Genomic DNA, 17,638 nt, shown 5'->3' with positions numbered 1-17,638 from the left:
TGAATTCCGTTCTACAGAACACCTATGTCATTTCGAAATGAGGTACGAAGTGCCGATTGAGAAATCTAAAAGAAGATCAAATCAATCCGCTATCAATCATAGTTAATACGATCGCGGATGGTGCCATCCTGTCTATGGATAATCACATCCGCCTTGTATTTCCTGGCCAGTCGTTTTGCTTTTCTGATAGCAGTATCCTGACGACGGTGTTTAGAGGTGATCCGTTTATTCCCCTCACGCCTTACGGCCCATCCGTATTCGTGCGGTACCACGTGCTGGTGCCAGGACCTGCCTCGTTTTCTTTGACGCGAACTTTTAAAAAAGACCTCTACAAGTTCTATTAAAATGTCTATCCAGGAACCGGATTTATTGCTTTTCGCCATTTGGCATTTTTTACTGTTCCCGAAGATACTATAATACCATAAAATTTGAAGCTTGGGAGTGAAAGATTTAAATTCCATCCCGATAGCTCCCGATAGCTCCTTCTCCATAGTATTACGAAGGAGAAGCTATCGGGACGGGACAGGACGGGACCAAAATTCAAAACCCAAAACGCAAATCTCAAATTCCAAACCTCGTACCTCGAACTAAAACTTTAAACCTTTTTTAATAATTCCTTACCTTAGGAATAACAACTAATTTTTACTCACCATGATTGGCTTTTTCAGAAAAATCCGTAAAAAACTGGCAGACGATAACCAATTCTTCAAATATTCCAGATATGCCCTTGGAGAGATTTTACTGGTCGTGATTGGGATTCTGATTGCCTTGCAGATTAACAATTGGAATGAAGAGCGGAAATTGGTGGAAAGTGAAATTACGCTTCTAACTAATATACGAGAGGATATCCTCCTCGATACTCTGGATATTAGCTTTAACCTGGAGTATCATCGCAAATTTCAAAGGGAGGAGCAAAAATTGTTGGAATATCTGCTCGGAAATCGTACCTCTATAACCGATATAAATATGACCGATGCCCTAGGGATAAAACTCTGGACAGCCCTTCACCGGTCAACCTTTGAAAACCTGCAGAACAATGAGGTAGGTCTGGTACAAAACAATTCACTTCGAAAGAATATAGCGCGCTTCTACGATTTCTATTATAGGGCATTGAGCAAAATGCACAATGAGTTTAAGTCTTTTGATTTATACGAGAAAAAAATGCCCTTTTTTAGAACGTATTTTACCGTTATACCAGACTCTACGGATTACGTACTTAAATTCCCTGGAGGGGAAGATTACTATGATCATGATTTGTACAAAAAGGCTATCCAATTACAAGACCCGGAAGGAGCCCGGACGGACAATGAATTTATTTTTATCCTTAATGAGTGTTCCTTATTTCGTAAGGCTATGATTGATTTTAATCAGAGCGTGTTGAACGAAGTTCGCGGCCTGATTATTGAGATTGATAACGAACTAAATAACCTTAAGTAATGCTCCGTTTTTCCCGCCAAATCCCTTGACCCTAAACCTTCTTAACTGACCGGGATCATTGCCTAAGTAAGGAATTTCCTATACGTTTATCAGATAATATTTGATAACTTTTAAAGTATATAGACATGAGATTACTTCACAAGATATTTCTGCTAATTCCCGTATTATTTCTAGTCCTTGGTTGTTCAAAAGATGATGATGATCCTGAAAAGTTCATCCTGTCGGTTACCATAACTCCTGAAGAAGGAGGAAGTGTATCGCCTGATGGGGGTGCATTCTTGGATGGTACGCTTGTTACCCTAACAGGCACTCCTTCTGAAGGGTATATTTTTAAAGAGTGGATGGGAGATCTTACAAGTACAGAGAACCCGGTATCCATTTCAATGGAATCTGATATGAATGTTACGCTGGTTTTTTCAAAATCAGATGAGGATGAAGATGGGGTTTTTGATGATGTGGATAACTGTCCAAATACCCCTCCCGGAGAGGACGTAGATGAAAACGGATGTTCTTCTTCTCAGTCCGATACTGATGGGGATGGTATTACCGATGATATAGATGTTTGTGCAAACACACCTGAAGGAGAGGGAGTAGACGAACAGGGATGTCCGCTCACCTCACCTATTTACCTGGATGTAAACGGTGTTACCGTTAAATCTTATGATTGGGCAGAGGTTGGGCAGCAAGGAATTCTTGATGGTGTAGTCTATACCATTGTGGATGAAACCATGCTAAGGGAAATGGTTCAAAATGATGAGGAGGTCACCAAGGCATGTACCACCAAGGTTACCGATATGAGTGAGTTATTCTATTCTAAACTTGTTAATGGGGATATAAGCTCCTGGGATGTGAGTAATGTTACAGATATGAATCTAATGTTTTATCTGTCTGACTTCAACCAACCGATAGGAAAATGGAATGTGAGTAATGTTAATGATATGACCTCCATGTTCTTTTCTTCTTCTTTTAACCAGGATATAAGTTTGTGGGATGTAGGTAACGTCACAAATATGAGTCAAATGTTTGGTGGTTCAAGCTTTAATCAAAGCATCAGTTCTTGGAATGTCAGTAATGTTACAAATATGAGTAGAATGTTTATGGGTAATAGGGTTAGTTTTACACCTAATCCATTTAACATGGATATAAGTGATTGGGATGTGAGTAATGTCACCGATATGACTGAAATGTTTGAAGCTTCTATTTTCAATCAACCAATTAATAGTTGGAATGTAAGTAGTGTAACCGATATGAAAGGTATGTTCCGAGGTTCTACTTTCAACCAGCCTATAGGTGATTGGGATGTCAGTAATGTAACCGATATGAGTGGTATGTTCACAATTTCCGTTTTTGACCAACCTATAGGAAATTGGAATGTAAGCAGTGTTACGGATATGGCTGAAATGTTCTCCTATTCTTCATTTAATCAAGATATTGGTTCCTGGGATGTAAGTAATGTTACCTCCATGAGTGGAATGTTTCATAGTACAGATATTTATACGAATTTGGATCCCAATCCTTTTAACCAGGATATCAGTTCATGGGATGTGAGTAGCGTTACAGATATGTCCCGTATGTTCTTTCATTCCTCTTTTAACCAAGATATTGGTTCCTGGGATGTAAGTAATGTTACCTCTATGAGTTCCATGTTTTTTAGTTCATCAATAAATCAGGACTTAAGTGGATGGGATGTTGGCAATGTCGTTGATTGTTTTGATTTTAGTAGTGACTCTCCTCAATGGACCCTGCCCAAACCATCCTTTACAAATTGTAATCCTGATTAACCAGAGAGCAATAGGATGATTTAGACAAAACAACCCTTTGAAATTCAAAGGGTTGTAGTGTGTGGAAAATGAGTAAGATGCTCGTGTTAGCAGGGAGATTAACAACAGGGAAAGTTTTGAAAATTAGCCTTTGTTACTTGTCTAATTCTTTATCTGTAAAATAAAGCATCCTGGCAAAATCATCAACCCAATCTATTTCATGCTCTGCATCAAATTTGACATCCAAAAGATATGGTTTGTCGTTGGCAGAATTAAATGATTGCAACAAAGCAATGTATTTCCCGGGGGCTGAAGGAGATATTAAATAGTCTCGAAACCCAATAATCAATAAGGTGCTGGGATAGTCAATTGTATTTGATAGATTCACCACAGGATCCATCTTTAAGAGATCTTTATAACTTTCTAATTCAGTAATTGTACCAAATTCAAAAGCACTATCGGAATCATCGATTTCCTCTATATATTCAACTCTAATTACGTTTAAGGTTGGCGCAAAACCAGTGAAAACTTTGTAAAGATCAGGACGTTCATTTATTGCCATAGCCCCAGTTATAGCACCTGCACTGTTCACATTAAGCCCCAATTTTTTTGCTCCTATATATCCATTTTTAATTAAATATTCACTGCAGGCATTTAAATCTTTCCAGGAATTTTCTTTTGTTGATTTCATCCCTGCCTTATGCCAGGCGGGTCCCTTTTCACCACCTCCTCGTACGTGTGCCGTTGCATAAATATTACCTTGACTCACAAAATCAATTATAGCTTCATGAAACCAAGGTGTTTCAGACATTCCATAGGCGCCATAAGCGGTTATTATTCCTTTCGCACCCTGATTAAACTCATGATCGGACCGCCTGACAATACTTAATGGGACTTTGGTGCCATCATGTGATGTTACTTCAACTACTTCGCTTATGATATTGCTAAATTCTGGATAGCTTGGCCACATACCAAGCTCCACAAATTCAAATTCATTATTGGCATTGCGATAATAGGTTTTGCTATTAGCTGTCCAACCGGATAATGTGATCCATAGTTCGCTTTCGTAAGGAGAAAGCCAATTTAGAGAAACATCGCCTGAGGAGAAAGGCAGTTCCATTTTCTCAGGGGCTTTATCAGATTCATATTTGTATAAAACTTCTGAAATACCATTTGTCGAAATCGTATAAAAAATTTCATTTTTTAAAACTGCTAAATTTTGAATTTGATTTTCCCCTTTACCCCGGGCTAAAATTTTTGGGTCACTAAAATCCGGATTTTTTAAGTCTGAGGAACATAGCTCAATGTTGTCGCCATTTTCACGGAGGTAATAAAATATATGATCACGTTCTTTTCCATAATCATATAAGATTTTTTCCTGTTCTTTAAATAATAATTTCCAATTATAATTGCCTTGTAAAAAATCCTCAGTAGGTAAATAATAGCAATCCCAATAATCTGAAGCATTAGCAAGATAAATAAATATGTAGTTATCTTTCATTGATCGGAATTTAGGTAATGGATAATATTCCTCATTAACCGAAATCCCTGAAAGCCCATCCTTAAATACCACTTTGGGCTCTTCATTAGGCTTTTTTAAGTTATATAAGGCCGTAAAACTGTTCCTGTCATTTTGCTCCGGGCCATTATTAGGATAGGCAATGTATAGAATAGAAGAATTATCTGGAGTCCATACAATCCCCCCCGCTTTCTCGGGCTTAGCATTTTTGATTGGATTTCCAATTATGTGTTTAGTTGTGCAATCAAGGATAATAATATCATTAAAGAAGTTTTCTGGTTTACCCATAGCAAGAGCCACATATTTTCCATCATACGAAGGTTTTAAATATTCAACTTCAAATGTTCCATCCGAATAAGTCGAAGGATCATATAAATTTTCAGGATCAGCACTATTAGTTCCCTTTCTAAACAGATATTTCTGGTCTTCTTTATTCAACTCAGATAAATAAAATACCTGACCATCTTCACTATATCTTATATTCCCTGCCGGATCAGATTCCCTGTTTTCAAGAGAATCATAATGCTTGTATAGTTCATCGTATTCTTCATTGTTAGAAAAATACGCTTCAGCAACAGCGTCTTGCCCGCGATACCAATTTAGAACGGTACTATCTTTCAGGTTTTCGAGATTCCCAAATTCGTTAGTATAAGGTATCCCAAAATGCTCTTCAGTTTTCTTGATATTTGTAATTGTAGGATACTCAAATGATCGTTGTTTATCTTGTTTACAGCTCCAAATAAAAACTATGATGAAAGTCAATAAAAAATAATGCCTCATAATTGATTAATAAAATAATAATAAAAATCCTCTATCATAAAACCAGAGATTTTTGAATATCTGGTTGCCTTTCCTTATCTGCCAGTAACCTTAGTTTAAATTTTGTCAACAACACCCCAAATGTAATTGATTTTGTATTAAACTAAAGACAGATGAAACTAACAGCGTTCATCCGTCTGAGGCAAATGGACCAGAGGACAGAACGCTCACAAAAAGTCCAGCTTCTCTACCATTTAATAAGAGTCCTGATGTTCCTGTTATCGCGGGTTTTAACGAACTATGATCTAAGTCATAGGATGCTATTAATTGTAGCATCAATTTTGTGGAAATATTTAAAACCATTTGATATGACTTTCTTAATTACAGCAGTAGCAGGAACAATAGCAGTTATATTAATTCTCGCAATCGTAGATAGTGTTTATAAATACTAAAGTTTAAGCGGTTTTTTAATTCCCGATTTCCATACTTTTTTCATTTACCAGATCAAAGGCATCTGTCATTTGCCCTGTTTTCGGATCCTTTTGTACCCGACTGGCGCGAGCGTCAGGCCCCTACCCAAAAAACCACAAAAAATCTATGGTTTCTAAACAAGCATGTTTATGTGTGAATTATTATTTTTAAATTTCCAATTCTTGCCGCTATTAGTGGTGATTTAAGGTGTCCTTATTGAAATAAATGATGAAAGTTATAAATACCCGGAGCACTTTAATATAAATTTGGGGATCGATTGATAAAAAAAAAGATAGATCTCATTCTGCTTTAAAAAGGGTAAGCAAAAAACCTTTTAGGACTGTTAGAAGGAGTTGGCGTTCATTAACTAACGAAGCAAAATCATAAATAAATCTATAATCATAATGAAACAATTTCAAAATCAACTGCTCATATTACTGATAGTTGCTGGTCTCTTTTCCTGTAATTCGCCTAAAAAGGATGTTGAATATGGTGAAGCAACAAAAGAACTAATTACTCTTGTGGAAAGTAATCCTGAATTAAAATCAATGCTTCAGTCATCATTAGACAAAGCAAAGGAAATCAATGCAAATAGTAATATGAACCCAGCTCAAACCATTGAGGAGTATTATAAGTTTGTTACATGGGCCGAGACAACCATGCCTTGGGCAATACTTAAAAAGGAAGAATATCCGGAAATATTTGATCATATATTTCAAGGATTTGGTGCGTTTTATTTCCTGATTGACCAACCATTGCCAGAACTTGAAGGAAAAGGATTGGTCAATAATTCTTTGCAGTATTATGAACCCTTTGCAAAATGGCTTATAAGCTTCAACAAGTCATGGGGTGCTTTTCTCGATACAGAAGATTCATGGAATGAAGAATATTATCAAATGGCGTTAAACGACCCGACTTTTGGATTGCAAAACGGTTGGTATGAAGATCCTTCTAACTGGAAAACCTTTAATCAATTCTTTGCAAGATATTTAAAATCCCCAGACATGCGCCCTATTACAAGTCCTGATCTTGACTCTGTAGTAGTTTCATTTGCGGATTCACAACCAATGGGTGTATGGGCAATAGACAATAACTCCTACCTGGTAGAAAAAGACGGAGTTCCGGTAAAGTCTGCTACTCTAAAATCTATATCAAAACTCATTGGTGATGACAGTGAGTACAAAGAGGCATTTATCAACGGCACATTTACCCATTCATTCCTGCATGTCAATGATTATCACAGGTATCACTTTCCTCTAGGTGGAACAATAAAAGAAGTCAGAATAATTCAAGGCATCAATCCGACAGGTGGTCAACTGTGGTGGGACAAGGAAAACAACAGATATGCATTTAATCCAAGTGCTAATACAGGATGGCAATCTGTTGAGACAAGGGGATGCGTTATCATGGAAACTGCTGATTTTGGACTTGTGGCTTTAATGCCTATTGGCATGGCAGTTGTCGGTTCAGTAAATTTTGAAGAAAATGTTATTCCGGGAACAACGGTAAAAAAAGGTGATATGCTCGGTCATTTTGCATTTGGCGGATCAGATTTCATAATGATCTTTCAGGAAGGTGTAACTTTTACTCTAGATTCTCCTATGCAAGAGGATGGCAATTCATATAAGCACATCTTAATGGGTGAGCACTTAGGACTTTTGTCTAAACAGAACTAAAGAAACGTCGAATAGAATTACCCGGATAACGAGAGAAGTGCCTAAAATGAATTTAACGGAAAAAGAGCCGGATCAACTTGGCACAAGAATAGGAATAGGAAGAGAGGCTGAAGTATTCAACTTGAATCATGAATGGGTCGTTAAGTTGTTTTACAATAGGACTGCAGAACAGATAAAAAATGAAGTTCAGATTAATCAGCTTATTTATAAGTCAGGTTTACCGGTTCCGGCTGCAATAAAGGCTTTTGAAACTAATGGGCAATTAGGGATTGTATTTGAGCGGCTTCCGGGCAAAACTATGCTTGCAGATATCTCAACTAAGCCATGGAAGATCTTTAGATATGCAAAACAACTGGCTGGTTTCCATTCTATCATACATGAGAAAAGTATAAGCGGCCTTCCCGAACAAAGACTCCAACTTATAGAGAATATCCAATCAGCAGAACCGGTGAATGAAGAAATAAAAATTCTTGCCCTGGGTATTTTAAATGCTATCCCAAAAGGGGAACAATTATGTCACGGAGATTATCATCCGGATAACTTGATTATGACGGGAAATAATTTAAAAATAATTGATTGGACAGTCGCTTCTGCCGGAAATCCAATTGCCGACCTTGCCCTTACTTCAATCTTTTTGCTATTGGGAAGACTTCCTCCGGAAACTCCAAAATTTACCCGATGGGCTGTTACCATAGGTAGAAAATTATTTCATCATTTATATCTGTCACATTACCTGAAATTAAATCCCGGCCACAAAAACGAATACAAAAAATGGTTATTACCTGTGGCAATAGGTCGTTTAAATGAAGGCATTGTGGAAGAGCAGGATCGATTATTGGCTTTTATCCAAAAGAGTTATGAAGAGAACAACCGTTCATAAAGTATAAAAATAATAGTGGTTTTGGTGCTTTATCATAGTCGCTTTTTTATATTTACTTTGGACAGCAACGGAAAGCCATGGCACTCAAAGCATCCTATACTACTTATACTTAAATAGTAACAGTAATTTGAAATTGTATTATTATAATTAAACCCTGGATTATTCTTTTTTTATGCAGCTACCTTTTTTTGATAAATCAGTCACTTTTACAAATAGCCTCGAGGAAAACCATGCGAAAATTAGAGAGGAATTTTTCAATGCGGTAACCAAAGAACAGTATTTACAATGGCCGGAGTCCCATCTTTACAACCATGGCTGGAATGTTTTTGGCCTTCGTTTTCAGTATAATGACATCTATGGATCTCATTTATTATGTCCGGCTTTATCAAATTTTATTAAAAGATACGATACTCTAATTGAAACAGCCGGCTTTTCAATTCTATCCCCGGGCACCGTTATAAATCCTCATGTTGGTTTTACAACCGATGTTCTGCGATGTCACTTAGGTATTAAAGTTCCGGATGGTGACTGTTGTTTAGAAGTTGGTGGGATTGTTAGAAAGTGGAAAGAAGGTGAGAGCTTTATTTTTGATGATACTATTGAGCACGAAGCATGGAACAGAACAAATGAAGATAGAATAGTGTTACTTATGGATTTAAATAAGAATGTCCTGCTAAAAGATTTTACATAGTCGATAAACAATCTCTATAGTGCAAATCAGGATCAGGGCCTATAACATCCTGGCCAAAAGAGACCCGTACCCAAATGAAATGAGTTGCAAAAACAAAAGCAAAGCATTACAATTTCTAAATCAAATAATGGAGTCCCGGACTTATTTCCAGTTTTGAGACTTGAGGTTTGTAGTCGCTATTAAAATGTCCTTTTGAGAAATTTGTCCGACCAATTTACCATTTTCAACAATTGGAAAACGTCTTCGTTTGGCTTTCAGGAATTTATCGGCGGCATCAAAAATATTCATGTCCCCGTCAATAGTTTCAACATCTTTAATCATATTATGCTCTACCTTTTCATCTTCATGAGGCATATTATAATACCTGCTCTTGCTTATATGACTAATACAGTCGCCCTCGGAAATAATACCTACTAACTCGTTATCTTCATTCACCACCGGCCCCCCGGAAATTCTATTGGATATCAGGGTTTCAATAACTTCCTGTATAGACTGTTCCGGCTTAAAAGTGATTAATTTCTTTGTCATAAAATCACTTACTTTAAAAGGTATTTCATCCCCTGATGGCTTTGACATTCTGGGACCCTGAAAACTTTTGATTCCCATAATAAATATATTTTTTTTGGTATTTCATTAAGTTACGCTATCTGGCAAAAATAACCTAAAAAACAGACATGTTTTATGCAAAATTTCACATTTTGACGTCTGTTAGTTCCTGATTATCAGTCTCGTATAATTGGCGAGCTCAGCCAGGAGATACGCTAACAGTAACATCCCGGGTTATATCTTGTATTGCTTTAAACAGACCCATTTAGGAATTGAATCAACTATTTGTACATTCCTAAAATTAAGTACTTGGGTTTTGGTCCCGTCCCGATAGCTTCTCCTTCGTAATACTATGGAGAAGGAGCTATCGGGATGAGATTTGGAATTTGGTACTTGCCTTTTTGATGCTAGCGAGTTTTAAACTATCTTTTCCCTATAAAATGATTTAAATGGCAAGCCATGAAAACACAGACTTTACTAGATGCAATTCGCTTTATAGACACCCATAAGCCTACCAGGAAGTATATCATGGAACAAGAAGCTGCCCCTAAGAACTTTGAGATTTACCAGATTTCAGCAACGGTAGGGAACCGGGAAGAAAGTATTGTCCGGGTATTACTAAATTTTGCCAAAAGAGCCAATGCAAAAGGCCAGAATGAGGATGTTTTTATTGACCTGCAAGGCACTTCCCTAAGCGATTTTAAAATTCTAAAGATTACGCCGGTAGAGTTTCGGCCTTGATGCTAAAGCATCATATAGTGCGGTTGAAGTTTGGTGCCTGTAACGAAGCCTTCAAATTAAAGATTTAAGCTGAACTTAGTATAGGTAATTATACTACGAGGAATTAGTAAAACTCAGCAGTATCGTTCCTACGACCATCTATAAATAGATTAGTAAGTACGAACGTAAAGACTTAATGAACACGTTAGTAGCAATGCGGGAAATAATAGTTTTAGACTTACAATAATAATTCCGAATCTAGACTCTATTTTGATATATGGAGTATATCAGATTAAAGTATGATGGTCTGCCAGAAATTATATATATTTAGCTAATGACTGTTGTTTTGAAAATGGTCTTAGGCGCCAATAGTGCCTTTCCTGCTATTTATTTGGGCCGTCTCAGCAAATCAAAGGTGAACCTTAATATACTAAACTGAAAATGTAATGCCGGTAAACAAAAAAGATTATCTATACGACATGGCAGGCCCTTGGCCTCAGCCTAATCAAGCATTGAAATTGTGGCCAATAGTGATGCACCTTAATAAAGAAGAAAAACGGGAGTTTTTCTGGAAGATTGGACTTCGATATATAAAGAATGCGGTGTTCTATCGTTTTGCTGCAAAAAGATATGCAAGGAAAAACCCAGGACTAATTCCGATAAGCGATGAAGAGTTTTGCGATTTCATGTGTGTTAGGTCGTACTCCAAATTTATGTACAAGGCAAACAATCAAGAGATTAAAGAATTTCTCCCTGGTTTTGAGATGGGTAAACTGGACCCATCTAAGAATTATTTCATTTCTGATCTTTACTTGATGAGACATGTTCCAACAGTCGATGATCAATATATGGCCACTACTGTCTGCCTTTTTGAACAGTTAGAACAAAATGACATGCATTACTTTAAGCCTGTTGCCATCTATGTCGAATCCGTGCCGGCCGAGGGAGATAAACCAACAAAATGTACTATTTATCCTGAAGATGGAAACGCATGGGCTTTGGCAAAGTATTATGCCTTAATGGGTTGCGCGCACAGAATAGTCTTCTCTCATCATTCAACTTTGCATTTTCCGATGGATGCCTTGAATGCAATTTCAAAAACCATATTGCCAAAAGAGAATTTAATTTTAAAATTGTTATTGCCTCATTTACAGTATTCTTTATCACTAAACCTGACAGTACAAACGACTAAGAGTTCTCCTATTAAAAACAAACAGGAATATCCCTTTTGCGGGGTGAGTGGCACTGAAGATCAAATAGCACAAATGTTTGTTGATGCCCATAAAGGTGTTAAAGGCAGATACAAGGCATACCCACCCTTTCACTTCACAATGAAGCCGGAATCAGAAAGCAACAATGAGTATCACCAGTTTCAAATGGAATATTATAAGTGTATCGGTCGTTTTGTAGAAAAGGTGGTTCAACATATCACAGCAAAGGACAAAGAGGATTTAATTTTATGGGCAAAATACATTGAACCTTACCTCAACATTCACATTACCGAGCAAGATGAAGATGCAGGCGGCCCTTTTTCAGAAAGTTTAGGCAAAGTTGCAGGTGGGCTAATGGGTCATGAAGATTTTCACTTTCCTAAGCCTAATGAAATGCGAAAAGACCATAAAAATGAACTGCTGACAAAACTTTTAACAAAGATCGTATGGGATCTGAGCGTGGGGCATGCCGGAGACCACTATGATTTTGGCATGATGAACTTCAATCAGATGCCTATGAGATTAAGAGTCCCAGCTCCCGCTGAGAGAAATATCCCGGACTTTGATTACGCCAAATTAAGAACAAAAGATGACGTATTCAGGCACAGGCTCGAGTGGAAAATGTTTTATATTCCCACAAATGTTAGCCTCCTGCATGATACTGATTATAAATTCAGTACTCCAGAGCTTCAAAAAGCAAATGCTGACTTCCTTGAAGATCTTCGAAATACTGAACGAGGGTTGGCTAACAAAGGAATTAGGAACTTTTTCCCATTAAAAGAAATTGCACGTAGTATTCAATTTTAAATAGATGGTTACTGAACACGTAATCCCTGGTTATAAAATCAATAAACTTGTTCAAGAAAATCCAGAACGAACACTTTTAGAGGCCACGGATGAAGCTGCCCATAAGCCTGTTTTACTTAAAATACCCAAAGGAAAAATAAGCCCTCAGGAGCAACGGGCAAGGTATAAGCGTGAACAATCAATCATTAAAAGATTGAATTTAAAGACCATGTTGGCTCCCCTGGATATTATAAATAACAAGGGAACCCCGGTAATGGTTTTTGAACATTTCGGTGATGGATTACTTATCAATCATCTTGATAAGTCCGTTTTTTCAATTGATGATTTTCTTACCATAGCGGTTAATTTGATAAAAGCAGTTACTGAACTTCACGCCGGTAGTGTTACGCATTCTCGATTAACACCTGAAAGCATATTATTGAATTGGAAGACTAAGGAAGTCAAACTTCTAGATTTGGAAACAGCCTCCATGCTGAATCAGGACGTGCCAAATTTTATCAATTTCAATGAATTAGGAAATGAAATTGCCTATATGGCTCCTGAGCAAAGCGGGAGAATGAATCGTACTGTCGATTTACGTTCAAATTTATATTCAATTGGTTGCATTTTGTATGAAATGCTGACGAAAAGAAAAGTTTTCGAAAGCCGAAGTGTTGTTGACTTAGTGTATAGTCATATTGCCAAATACCCTGACTCACCATCAAAATATAACAGTGGAATTCCTGATATATTTGATAAAATTATACTTAAGCTTTTAAACAAGAACGCTGAAGATCGCTATCAGAGTTCACCTGGGCTATTGGTTGACCTCGAAAGGTGCCGCGATCAGTACCGCGACCAAAAAATGATCGCTTCCTTTCCCCTGGGAAAAAACGACCTTAACAATCAATTTTCATTCCCGCAAAAACTATATGGAAGAGAAGCGGAAATTAATAAGCTGCTAAGCATTTTTGAGTATGTTACTACTGGCCATTTTGGAATCCTTATGGTTGCCGGATATTCTGGTATTGGTAAAACAACACTAATAAATGAAGTCCATAAATCGATCTTATCAAAAGGCGGGTATTTCATGAGCGGTAAATACGATCAACTTGAAAGAAACAATCCCTACCATGCTTTAACATCCGGCCTTAATGATTTGATTAAATTTATCTTGTCAGAACCAAATTCAGTCTCCGGCGGACAAGTAAAAAAGATAATATCCCGGCTAGATGGACAGGGCAAATTGCTTCTTGATGTACTACCAAAGTTAGAGTTATTAATTGGTCCGCAACCCGATGTACCTCCACTACCGATTGCTGAATCACAGAATAGGTTTCTTGACGTTTTATGCCGATTCATTGGAGCATTTGCATCTAAACAAAAACCCTTAACCATTTTCTTGGACGACTTACAATGGGCAGACCTGTCAACTTTAAAATTACTTGAAAAGTTGTCTACTTATGAGAACAATAAAAATATACTTTTTATAGGAGCATATCGAGATAATGAAGTTTCATCTACAGACCCATTACTAGTTACACTTTCTGATATAAAGGATTCGGGAATTCATTTAAGGCAAATAAATGTAAAGCCCCTAGCCCAGGAAAGCATAAATCAGCTAATCGCCGATACGCTAAAAACAGACCCCACTAATAGTTCAGAATTATCTAATATAATATCAAAGCAGACTGGTTCAAATCCTTTTTTCTTAAAATTATTTTTATCAAGCCTTTTTGATGATGGCCTTCTCTGGTTTGATTCTGTCGAATCTAAATGGAAGTGGGATATCAACAAAATTAAGGCTGCCGAGATTACGAGTAACGTCATTGATTTAATGGTTCAAAAATTGGTGAAAATACCTAAGGAATCCCTTGAATTACTGAAATACGCAGCATGCATGGGAAATACTTTTGACCTTCTAGAGTTAAAACATGCTACTGATGTTGCAGCTAATGTTATTGCTCATCATTTGTGGCAACCACTTTCCAATGATATTATAAAGCCCATTGACGATTCCTATAAAACTGCTGAGGAGATAGTAAACGAAGGCTATTTTATCAATGCCAAATATAAATTTTCTCACGACCGAATTCAGCAGGCGACCTATGGATTAATAACAGAGAAAAGAAGAAAAGAGATGCACCTGAACATCGGCACTCGTCTCTATGCCAACTTAAGTCCGGAAGAACTTGAATCTAAGCTTTTTAATGTTGTCAATCATTTGAATTTATCTTTAACCCTTATTAATGATAATAAAACCCGTCAAATTGTTCAAAAACTAAACCTTAGGGCAGCGGTAAAGGCTAAAGTGGCAGCCTCATTTTCAAAAGCAGCAGAATATTATTCTAAAGCGTGTGATTTACTTACAAAAGATCTCTGGGTGAGCGATGAAGAAACGACTGCAGGAGCGTATATAGATTTAGCTGAGTGCGAATATATTTGCGGAAAATATGAGAATGCCGACAAAATTTACTCATTAGTGCTTAGCAAAACCAAAAACCCTGATCTAATTGCCAGGGTTTACGATATTCGGTTACGTCAATATGCTCAGCAAGGCAGAAACAAAGAAACCCTGGAGCTTGGTGCTAGAATTCTAAAGACATATGGCGTCGTATTTAAAAGTGAACCATCCTTGGCTGAGTTGGCTCCCATTCTTATAATGGCAAAATTAAGTTTGCTGGGGAAAGACCCGAGCAAGTTTACTGAGTTACCAGAAATTAAGGATAAAAATAAAGCATTTGCCTTGCAGACCTTGATGAATATTTCTGCCACAGCATATGTATATGACATGAATACCATGTTATTCCTGGTGCTGAGAATGCTGAAAATTTCGATTAAATATGGTAATGCAGAGGAATCTGCTTTTGGATATGGCTTATATGGATTTGTTGAAGGAGCTGCTCTTGGAAACGCAAAACAAGCTAGAAAATTTGCGGATTTGTCAATTGAGTTATGTAAAAAATCAACGGACCCAATTGTTATTGCTAAAGTGTATTTTCTAAGAGCATTCTCAACTCAACATTGGTTCGAACCAATTAGGTTGGCTGCCAATCCGCTCAAGGATGCATTTAAAATGCTTGATCAATCTGGTAGTTATACTTTCGCCTCCTATTGTTTACAGGCTACCATGGCTAAAAGACTATACCTGGGAGAAACCCTTGAGACGTATTATAGAGACATTGTGGAGTATTCCATTTACACAGAAAAGGTACAAGAAATATACTCACAGAAACTATTATTTGTACTTAGAAGATATGTGTCAAAAATGACAGGGACAACACATGCCCACTTTATTAAAGATGATGCGGAATTAGAAGAGGGCGAATTTGTCAGGGTTCTGACAGAAAAAAGACTATTGATGCCTGTTGCCTGGTATTATGTATATGAAATGATGTATCACTTTCATTTTGGAAATTCTGTTCAGGCCAATGAATTTTTGATTAAAGCCAAAATTGTTGATGACGTTGCTCCAACCACGATGGCACAAATTGAATATCATTTTTATCGAATATTAATTTTATCTAACCAAATTTCAGGCGCTCCGATCCATCAAAAATTAAAACTTAAACTCAAAATAACTTCTGCCCTTAGGAAACTTAAAAAATGGTCTTTAGGATGTGCAGAAAATTATCAATCCAGGTATTTCCTTGCAACGGCAGTCTACCTTGCGGCAACTTCAAATCATCGCGATAGTGTAGAGCATTACTTCAGCCAAGCACATGCGCTGACTGTTCAACACAATAACAGCTTTTTACAAGGGCTTGTAAATGAGCTTTGGGCGAAGTATCTGTTTGTTGTTGGTGCACCAGAGCATGCGTTAGAAAAAGCTATGCTATCAATTGCTAATTATGATCTAAATGGCGCAAGAAAAAAAGTAACCCTATTAAAGGGAATCTATGCCATTGCCGTAAACGAAATTGCGGACGACACATCTTCGCAGAAGACGGCGGATCTATCTGAGATTATAGATATTGAAGCGATTCTTAAATCATCCAGAGTTATTTCGGGCGAAATTGTGCTCGATAAACTCCTGTCAAATTTATTGACCATTCTTATCGAAAACGTTGGGGGTCAACGAGGGTTTTTAATATTGGTACATAATGACACCCTTATAGTTGAGGTTAAAAAAGATATGAGCAGCAATGACTCAGAAATTATGGAGGCAATCCCCCTCGAAAAGTCCAATTCCCTTTCTAAAATGGTTGTTAACTATGTTTGGAAAACGGGTGAAAGTCTTTTATTAGATGACGCATCGCTTTCAAAACAATTTGAGTCCGACCCGTATTTGAAAGCTAATAGGGTCCGCTCTCTTCTTTGTGTTCCTATTGTAAATCAGGGGAAAACGACTGCCATCATGTATATAGAAAATAATTTGGCTGCTGCAGTATTTACAGAAAAAAGGCTCCATTTGACTGAAATGCTTACCTCTCAGGCAGCAATTTCTATTGAAAACGCTAAACTTTATTATTCATTAGAACAGAAGGTACGTGATAGAACCCAACAATTGAGTCAAGAAAAGAAAAAGTCAGAAAAGCTTTTGAAGAACATATTACCTGAGGAAATTATAATAGAGCTCCAGAAAAATGGTGAAGCAAGTGCTAAAATGTTCAAAAATGCTACCATCTTATTTAGTGATTTCAAAGACTTCACCATAATTTGCGAAAAACTTAACCCAAGTGAATTAGTAGAGTTAATTGATCTCTACTTTTCCTCCTTTGATGAAATTATGAAGCGCCACGGGATAGAAAAAATAAAAACAGTTGGAGATGCGTACCTGGCTGCTGGTGGGCTTCCAGTTCCCGGAAGGGGCGATACAAAAGCTGTAGTAACAGCAGCTTTTGAAATGCTAAACGTATGTAATAAAATTATAAAAGAAAGATCTGTAAAAAATTTGCCTTATTTCGAACTTAGAATAGGTATTCACACAGGGCCAGTTATTGCCGGGGTAGTAGGATCATTAAAATTCGCCTATGACATTTGGGGTGATGCCGTAAACGTTGCTGCGCGAATGGAACAAAATGGCGCTCCCGGAAAAATTAACGTGTCAGGAAAGGTTTATGAGCTCATTAAATCTGATTTCGATTGTACTTACAGAGGTAAAATTAAAGCGAAGCATAAAGGTGAAATAGACATGTACTTCGTTCATAAATAATTAGTTTTTGTCCAATCTAATGCCTCG

12 protein-coding genes are annotated in these 17,638 nt (G+C 37.2%); 9 read left to right on the top strand and 3 right to left on the bottom strand.

Annotated features, from left to right (window positions below):
• Window positions 1–92: 92 nt before the first annotated feature.
• Entirely contained in the window at window positions 93–383 is a 291-nt protein-coding gene (locus tag Q0X89_RS07225; RefSeq protein WP_297692614.1) for a DUF2188 domain-containing protein, read from the bottom strand.
• A 268-nt stretch (window positions 384–651) separates the two neighbouring features.
• Here Q0X89_RS07225 and Q0X89_RS07220 point away from each other — a divergent pair, with 268 nt between their 5' ends.
• Together Q0X89_RS07220 and Q0X89_RS07215 are read left to right on the top strand one after the other, a co-directional pair.
• Window positions 652–1,437, top strand: coding sequence for a DUF6090 family protein (locus tag Q0X89_RS07220; protein WP_297692612.1), 786 nt, complete (start codon window positions 652–654; stop codon window positions 1,435–1,437).
• 125 nt (window positions 1,438–1,562) lie between these two features.
• The gene (locus Q0X89_RS07215; protein ID WP_297692610.1) at window positions 1,563–3,218 is read left to right on the top strand and encodes a BspA family leucine-rich repeat surface protein; all 1,656 of its coding nucleotides are present in this window, start codon (window positions 1,563–1,565) and stop codon (window positions 3,216–3,218) included.
• Window positions 3,219–3,351: 133 nt separating this feature from the next.
• On the opposite strand, the gene Q0X89_RS07210 is transcribed toward Q0X89_RS07215, so the two are convergent.
• Window positions 3,352–5,496 carry a prolyl oligopeptidase family serine peptidase gene (locus Q0X89_RS07210; protein ID WP_297692608.1) on the bottom strand — a complete coding sequence of 715 codons (2,145 nt, stop codon included), beginning with the start codon at window positions 5,494–5,496 and terminating at the stop codon, window positions 3,352–3,354.
• 152 nt (window positions 5,497–5,648) lie between these two features.
• Between Q0X89_RS07210 and Q0X89_RS07205 the strand changes: the two genes are divergently transcribed.
• The 4 genes from Q0X89_RS07205 to Q0X89_RS07190 all read left to right on the top strand — a co-directional run bounded on the left by Q0X89_RS07205 (window position 5,649) and on the right by Q0X89_RS07190 (window position 9,193).
• Window positions 5,649–5,927, top strand: coding sequence for a hypothetical protein (locus tag Q0X89_RS07205; RefSeq protein WP_297692606.1), 279 nt, complete (start codon window positions 5,649–5,651; stop codon window positions 5,925–5,927).
• Window positions 5,928–6,350: 423 nt separating this feature from the next.
• Window positions 6,351–7,622 carry a phosphatidylserine decarboxylase gene (locus Q0X89_RS07200; RefSeq protein ID WP_297692604.1) on the top strand — a complete coding sequence of 424 codons (1,272 nt, stop codon included), beginning with the start codon at window positions 6,351–6,353 and terminating at the stop codon, window positions 7,620–7,622.
• A gap of 46 nt (window positions 7,623–7,668) precedes the next feature.
• Window positions 7,669–8,502 carry an aminoglycoside phosphotransferase family protein gene (locus Q0X89_RS07195; RefSeq protein ID WP_297692603.1) on the top strand — a complete coding sequence of 278 codons (834 nt, stop codon included), beginning with the start codon at window positions 7,669–7,671 and terminating at the stop codon, window positions 8,500–8,502.
• 172 nt (window positions 8,503–8,674) lie between these two features.
• Entirely contained in the window at window positions 8,675–9,193 is a 519-nt protein-coding gene (locus Q0X89_RS07190; protein ID WP_297692601.1) for an aspartyl/asparaginyl beta-hydroxylase domain-containing protein, read from the top strand.
• A gap of 141 nt (window positions 9,194–9,334) precedes the next feature.
• Here the strand turns inward: Q0X89_RS07190 and Q0X89_RS07185 are convergent, their stop codons facing one another.
• Entirely contained in the window at window positions 9,335–9,799 is a 465-nt protein-coding gene (locus Q0X89_RS07185; protein ID WP_297692599.1) for a CBS domain-containing protein, read from the bottom strand.
• 399 nt (window positions 9,800–10,198) lie between these two features.
• Here Q0X89_RS07185 and Q0X89_RS07180 point away from each other — a divergent pair, with 399 nt between their 5' ends.
• From Q0X89_RS07180 to Q0X89_RS07170, 3 genes are all read left to right on the top strand, one after another.
• Window positions 10,199–10,480, top strand: a complete 282-nt coding sequence (locus tag Q0X89_RS07180; protein WP_297692597.1) for a hypothetical protein — start codon at window positions 10,199–10,201, stop codon at window positions 10,478–10,480.
• 425 nt (window positions 10,481–10,905) lie between these two features.
• Window positions 10,906–12,477 carry a hypothetical protein gene (locus tag Q0X89_RS07175; protein ID WP_297692595.1) on the top strand — a complete coding sequence of 524 codons (1,572 nt, stop codon included), beginning with the start codon at window positions 10,906–10,908 and terminating at the stop codon, window positions 12,475–12,477.
• A gap of 4 nt (window positions 12,478–12,481) precedes the next feature.
• Entirely contained in the window at window positions 12,482–17,611 is a 5,130-nt protein-coding gene (locus tag Q0X89_RS07170; protein WP_297692593.1) for an adenylate/guanylate cyclase domain-containing protein, read from the top strand.
• Window positions 17,612–17,638 lie beyond the last annotated feature (27 nt).

Origin of the sequence: uncultured Eudoraea sp. (assembly GCF_947258525.1) — a bacterium.
In the GTDB taxonomy this organism is placed as follows: Bacteria; Bacteroidota; Bacteroidia; order Flavobacteriales; family Flavobacteriaceae; genus Eudoraea.
Note: the sequence above shows the minus strand (reverse complement) of the source record. Positions and strands in the feature narration are given on the sequence as shown.

What these genes read in the sequence shown, in the direction of transcription:
- Q0X89_RS07205 (WP_297692606.1), top strand. Translation starts at nt 5,649, where the DNA reads ATGAAACTAACAGCGTTCATCCGTCTGAGGCAAATGGACCAGAGGACA.
- Q0X89_RS07220 (WP_297692612.1), top strand. Translation starts at nt 652, where the DNA reads ATGATTGGCTTTTTCAGAAAAATCCGTAAAAAACTGGCAGACGATAAC.
- Q0X89_RS07190 (WP_297692601.1), top strand. Translation starts at nt 8,675, where the DNA reads ATGCAGCTACCTTTTTTTGATAAATCAGTCACTTTTACAAATAGCCTC.
- Q0X89_RS07185 (WP_297692599.1), bottom strand. Translation starts at nt 9,799, where the DNA reads ATGGGAATCAAAAGTTTTCAGGGTCCCAGAATGTCAAAGCCATCAGGG.
- Q0X89_RS07215 (WP_297692610.1), top strand. Translation starts at nt 1,563, where the DNA reads ATGAGATTACTTCACAAGATATTTCTGCTAATTCCCGTATTATTTCTA.
- Q0X89_RS07225 (WP_297692614.1), bottom strand. Translation starts at nt 383, where the DNA reads ATGGCGAAAAGCAATAAATCCGGTTCCTGGATAGACATTTTAATAGAA.
- Q0X89_RS07210 (WP_297692608.1), bottom strand. Translation starts at nt 5,496, where the DNA reads ATGAGGCATTATTTTTTATTGACTTTCATCATAGTTTTTATTTGGAGC.
- Q0X89_RS07170 (WP_297692593.1), top strand. Translation starts at nt 12,482, where the DNA reads ATGGTTACTGAACACGTAATCCCTGGTTATAAAATCAATAAACTTGTT.
- Q0X89_RS07180 (WP_297692597.1), top strand. Translation starts at nt 10,199, where the DNA reads ATGAAAACACAGACTTTACTAGATGCAATTCGCTTTATAGACACCCAT.
- Q0X89_RS07175 (WP_297692595.1), top strand. Translation starts at nt 10,906, where the DNA reads ATGCCGGTAAACAAAAAAGATTATCTATACGACATGGCAGGCCCTTGG.
- Q0X89_RS07195 (WP_297692603.1), top strand. Translation starts at nt 7,669, where the DNA reads ATGAATTTAACGGAAAAAGAGCCGGATCAACTTGGCACAAGAATAGGA.
- Q0X89_RS07200 (WP_297692604.1), top strand. Translation starts at nt 6,351, where the DNA reads ATGAAACAATTTCAAAATCAACTGCTCATATTACTGATAGTTGCTGGT.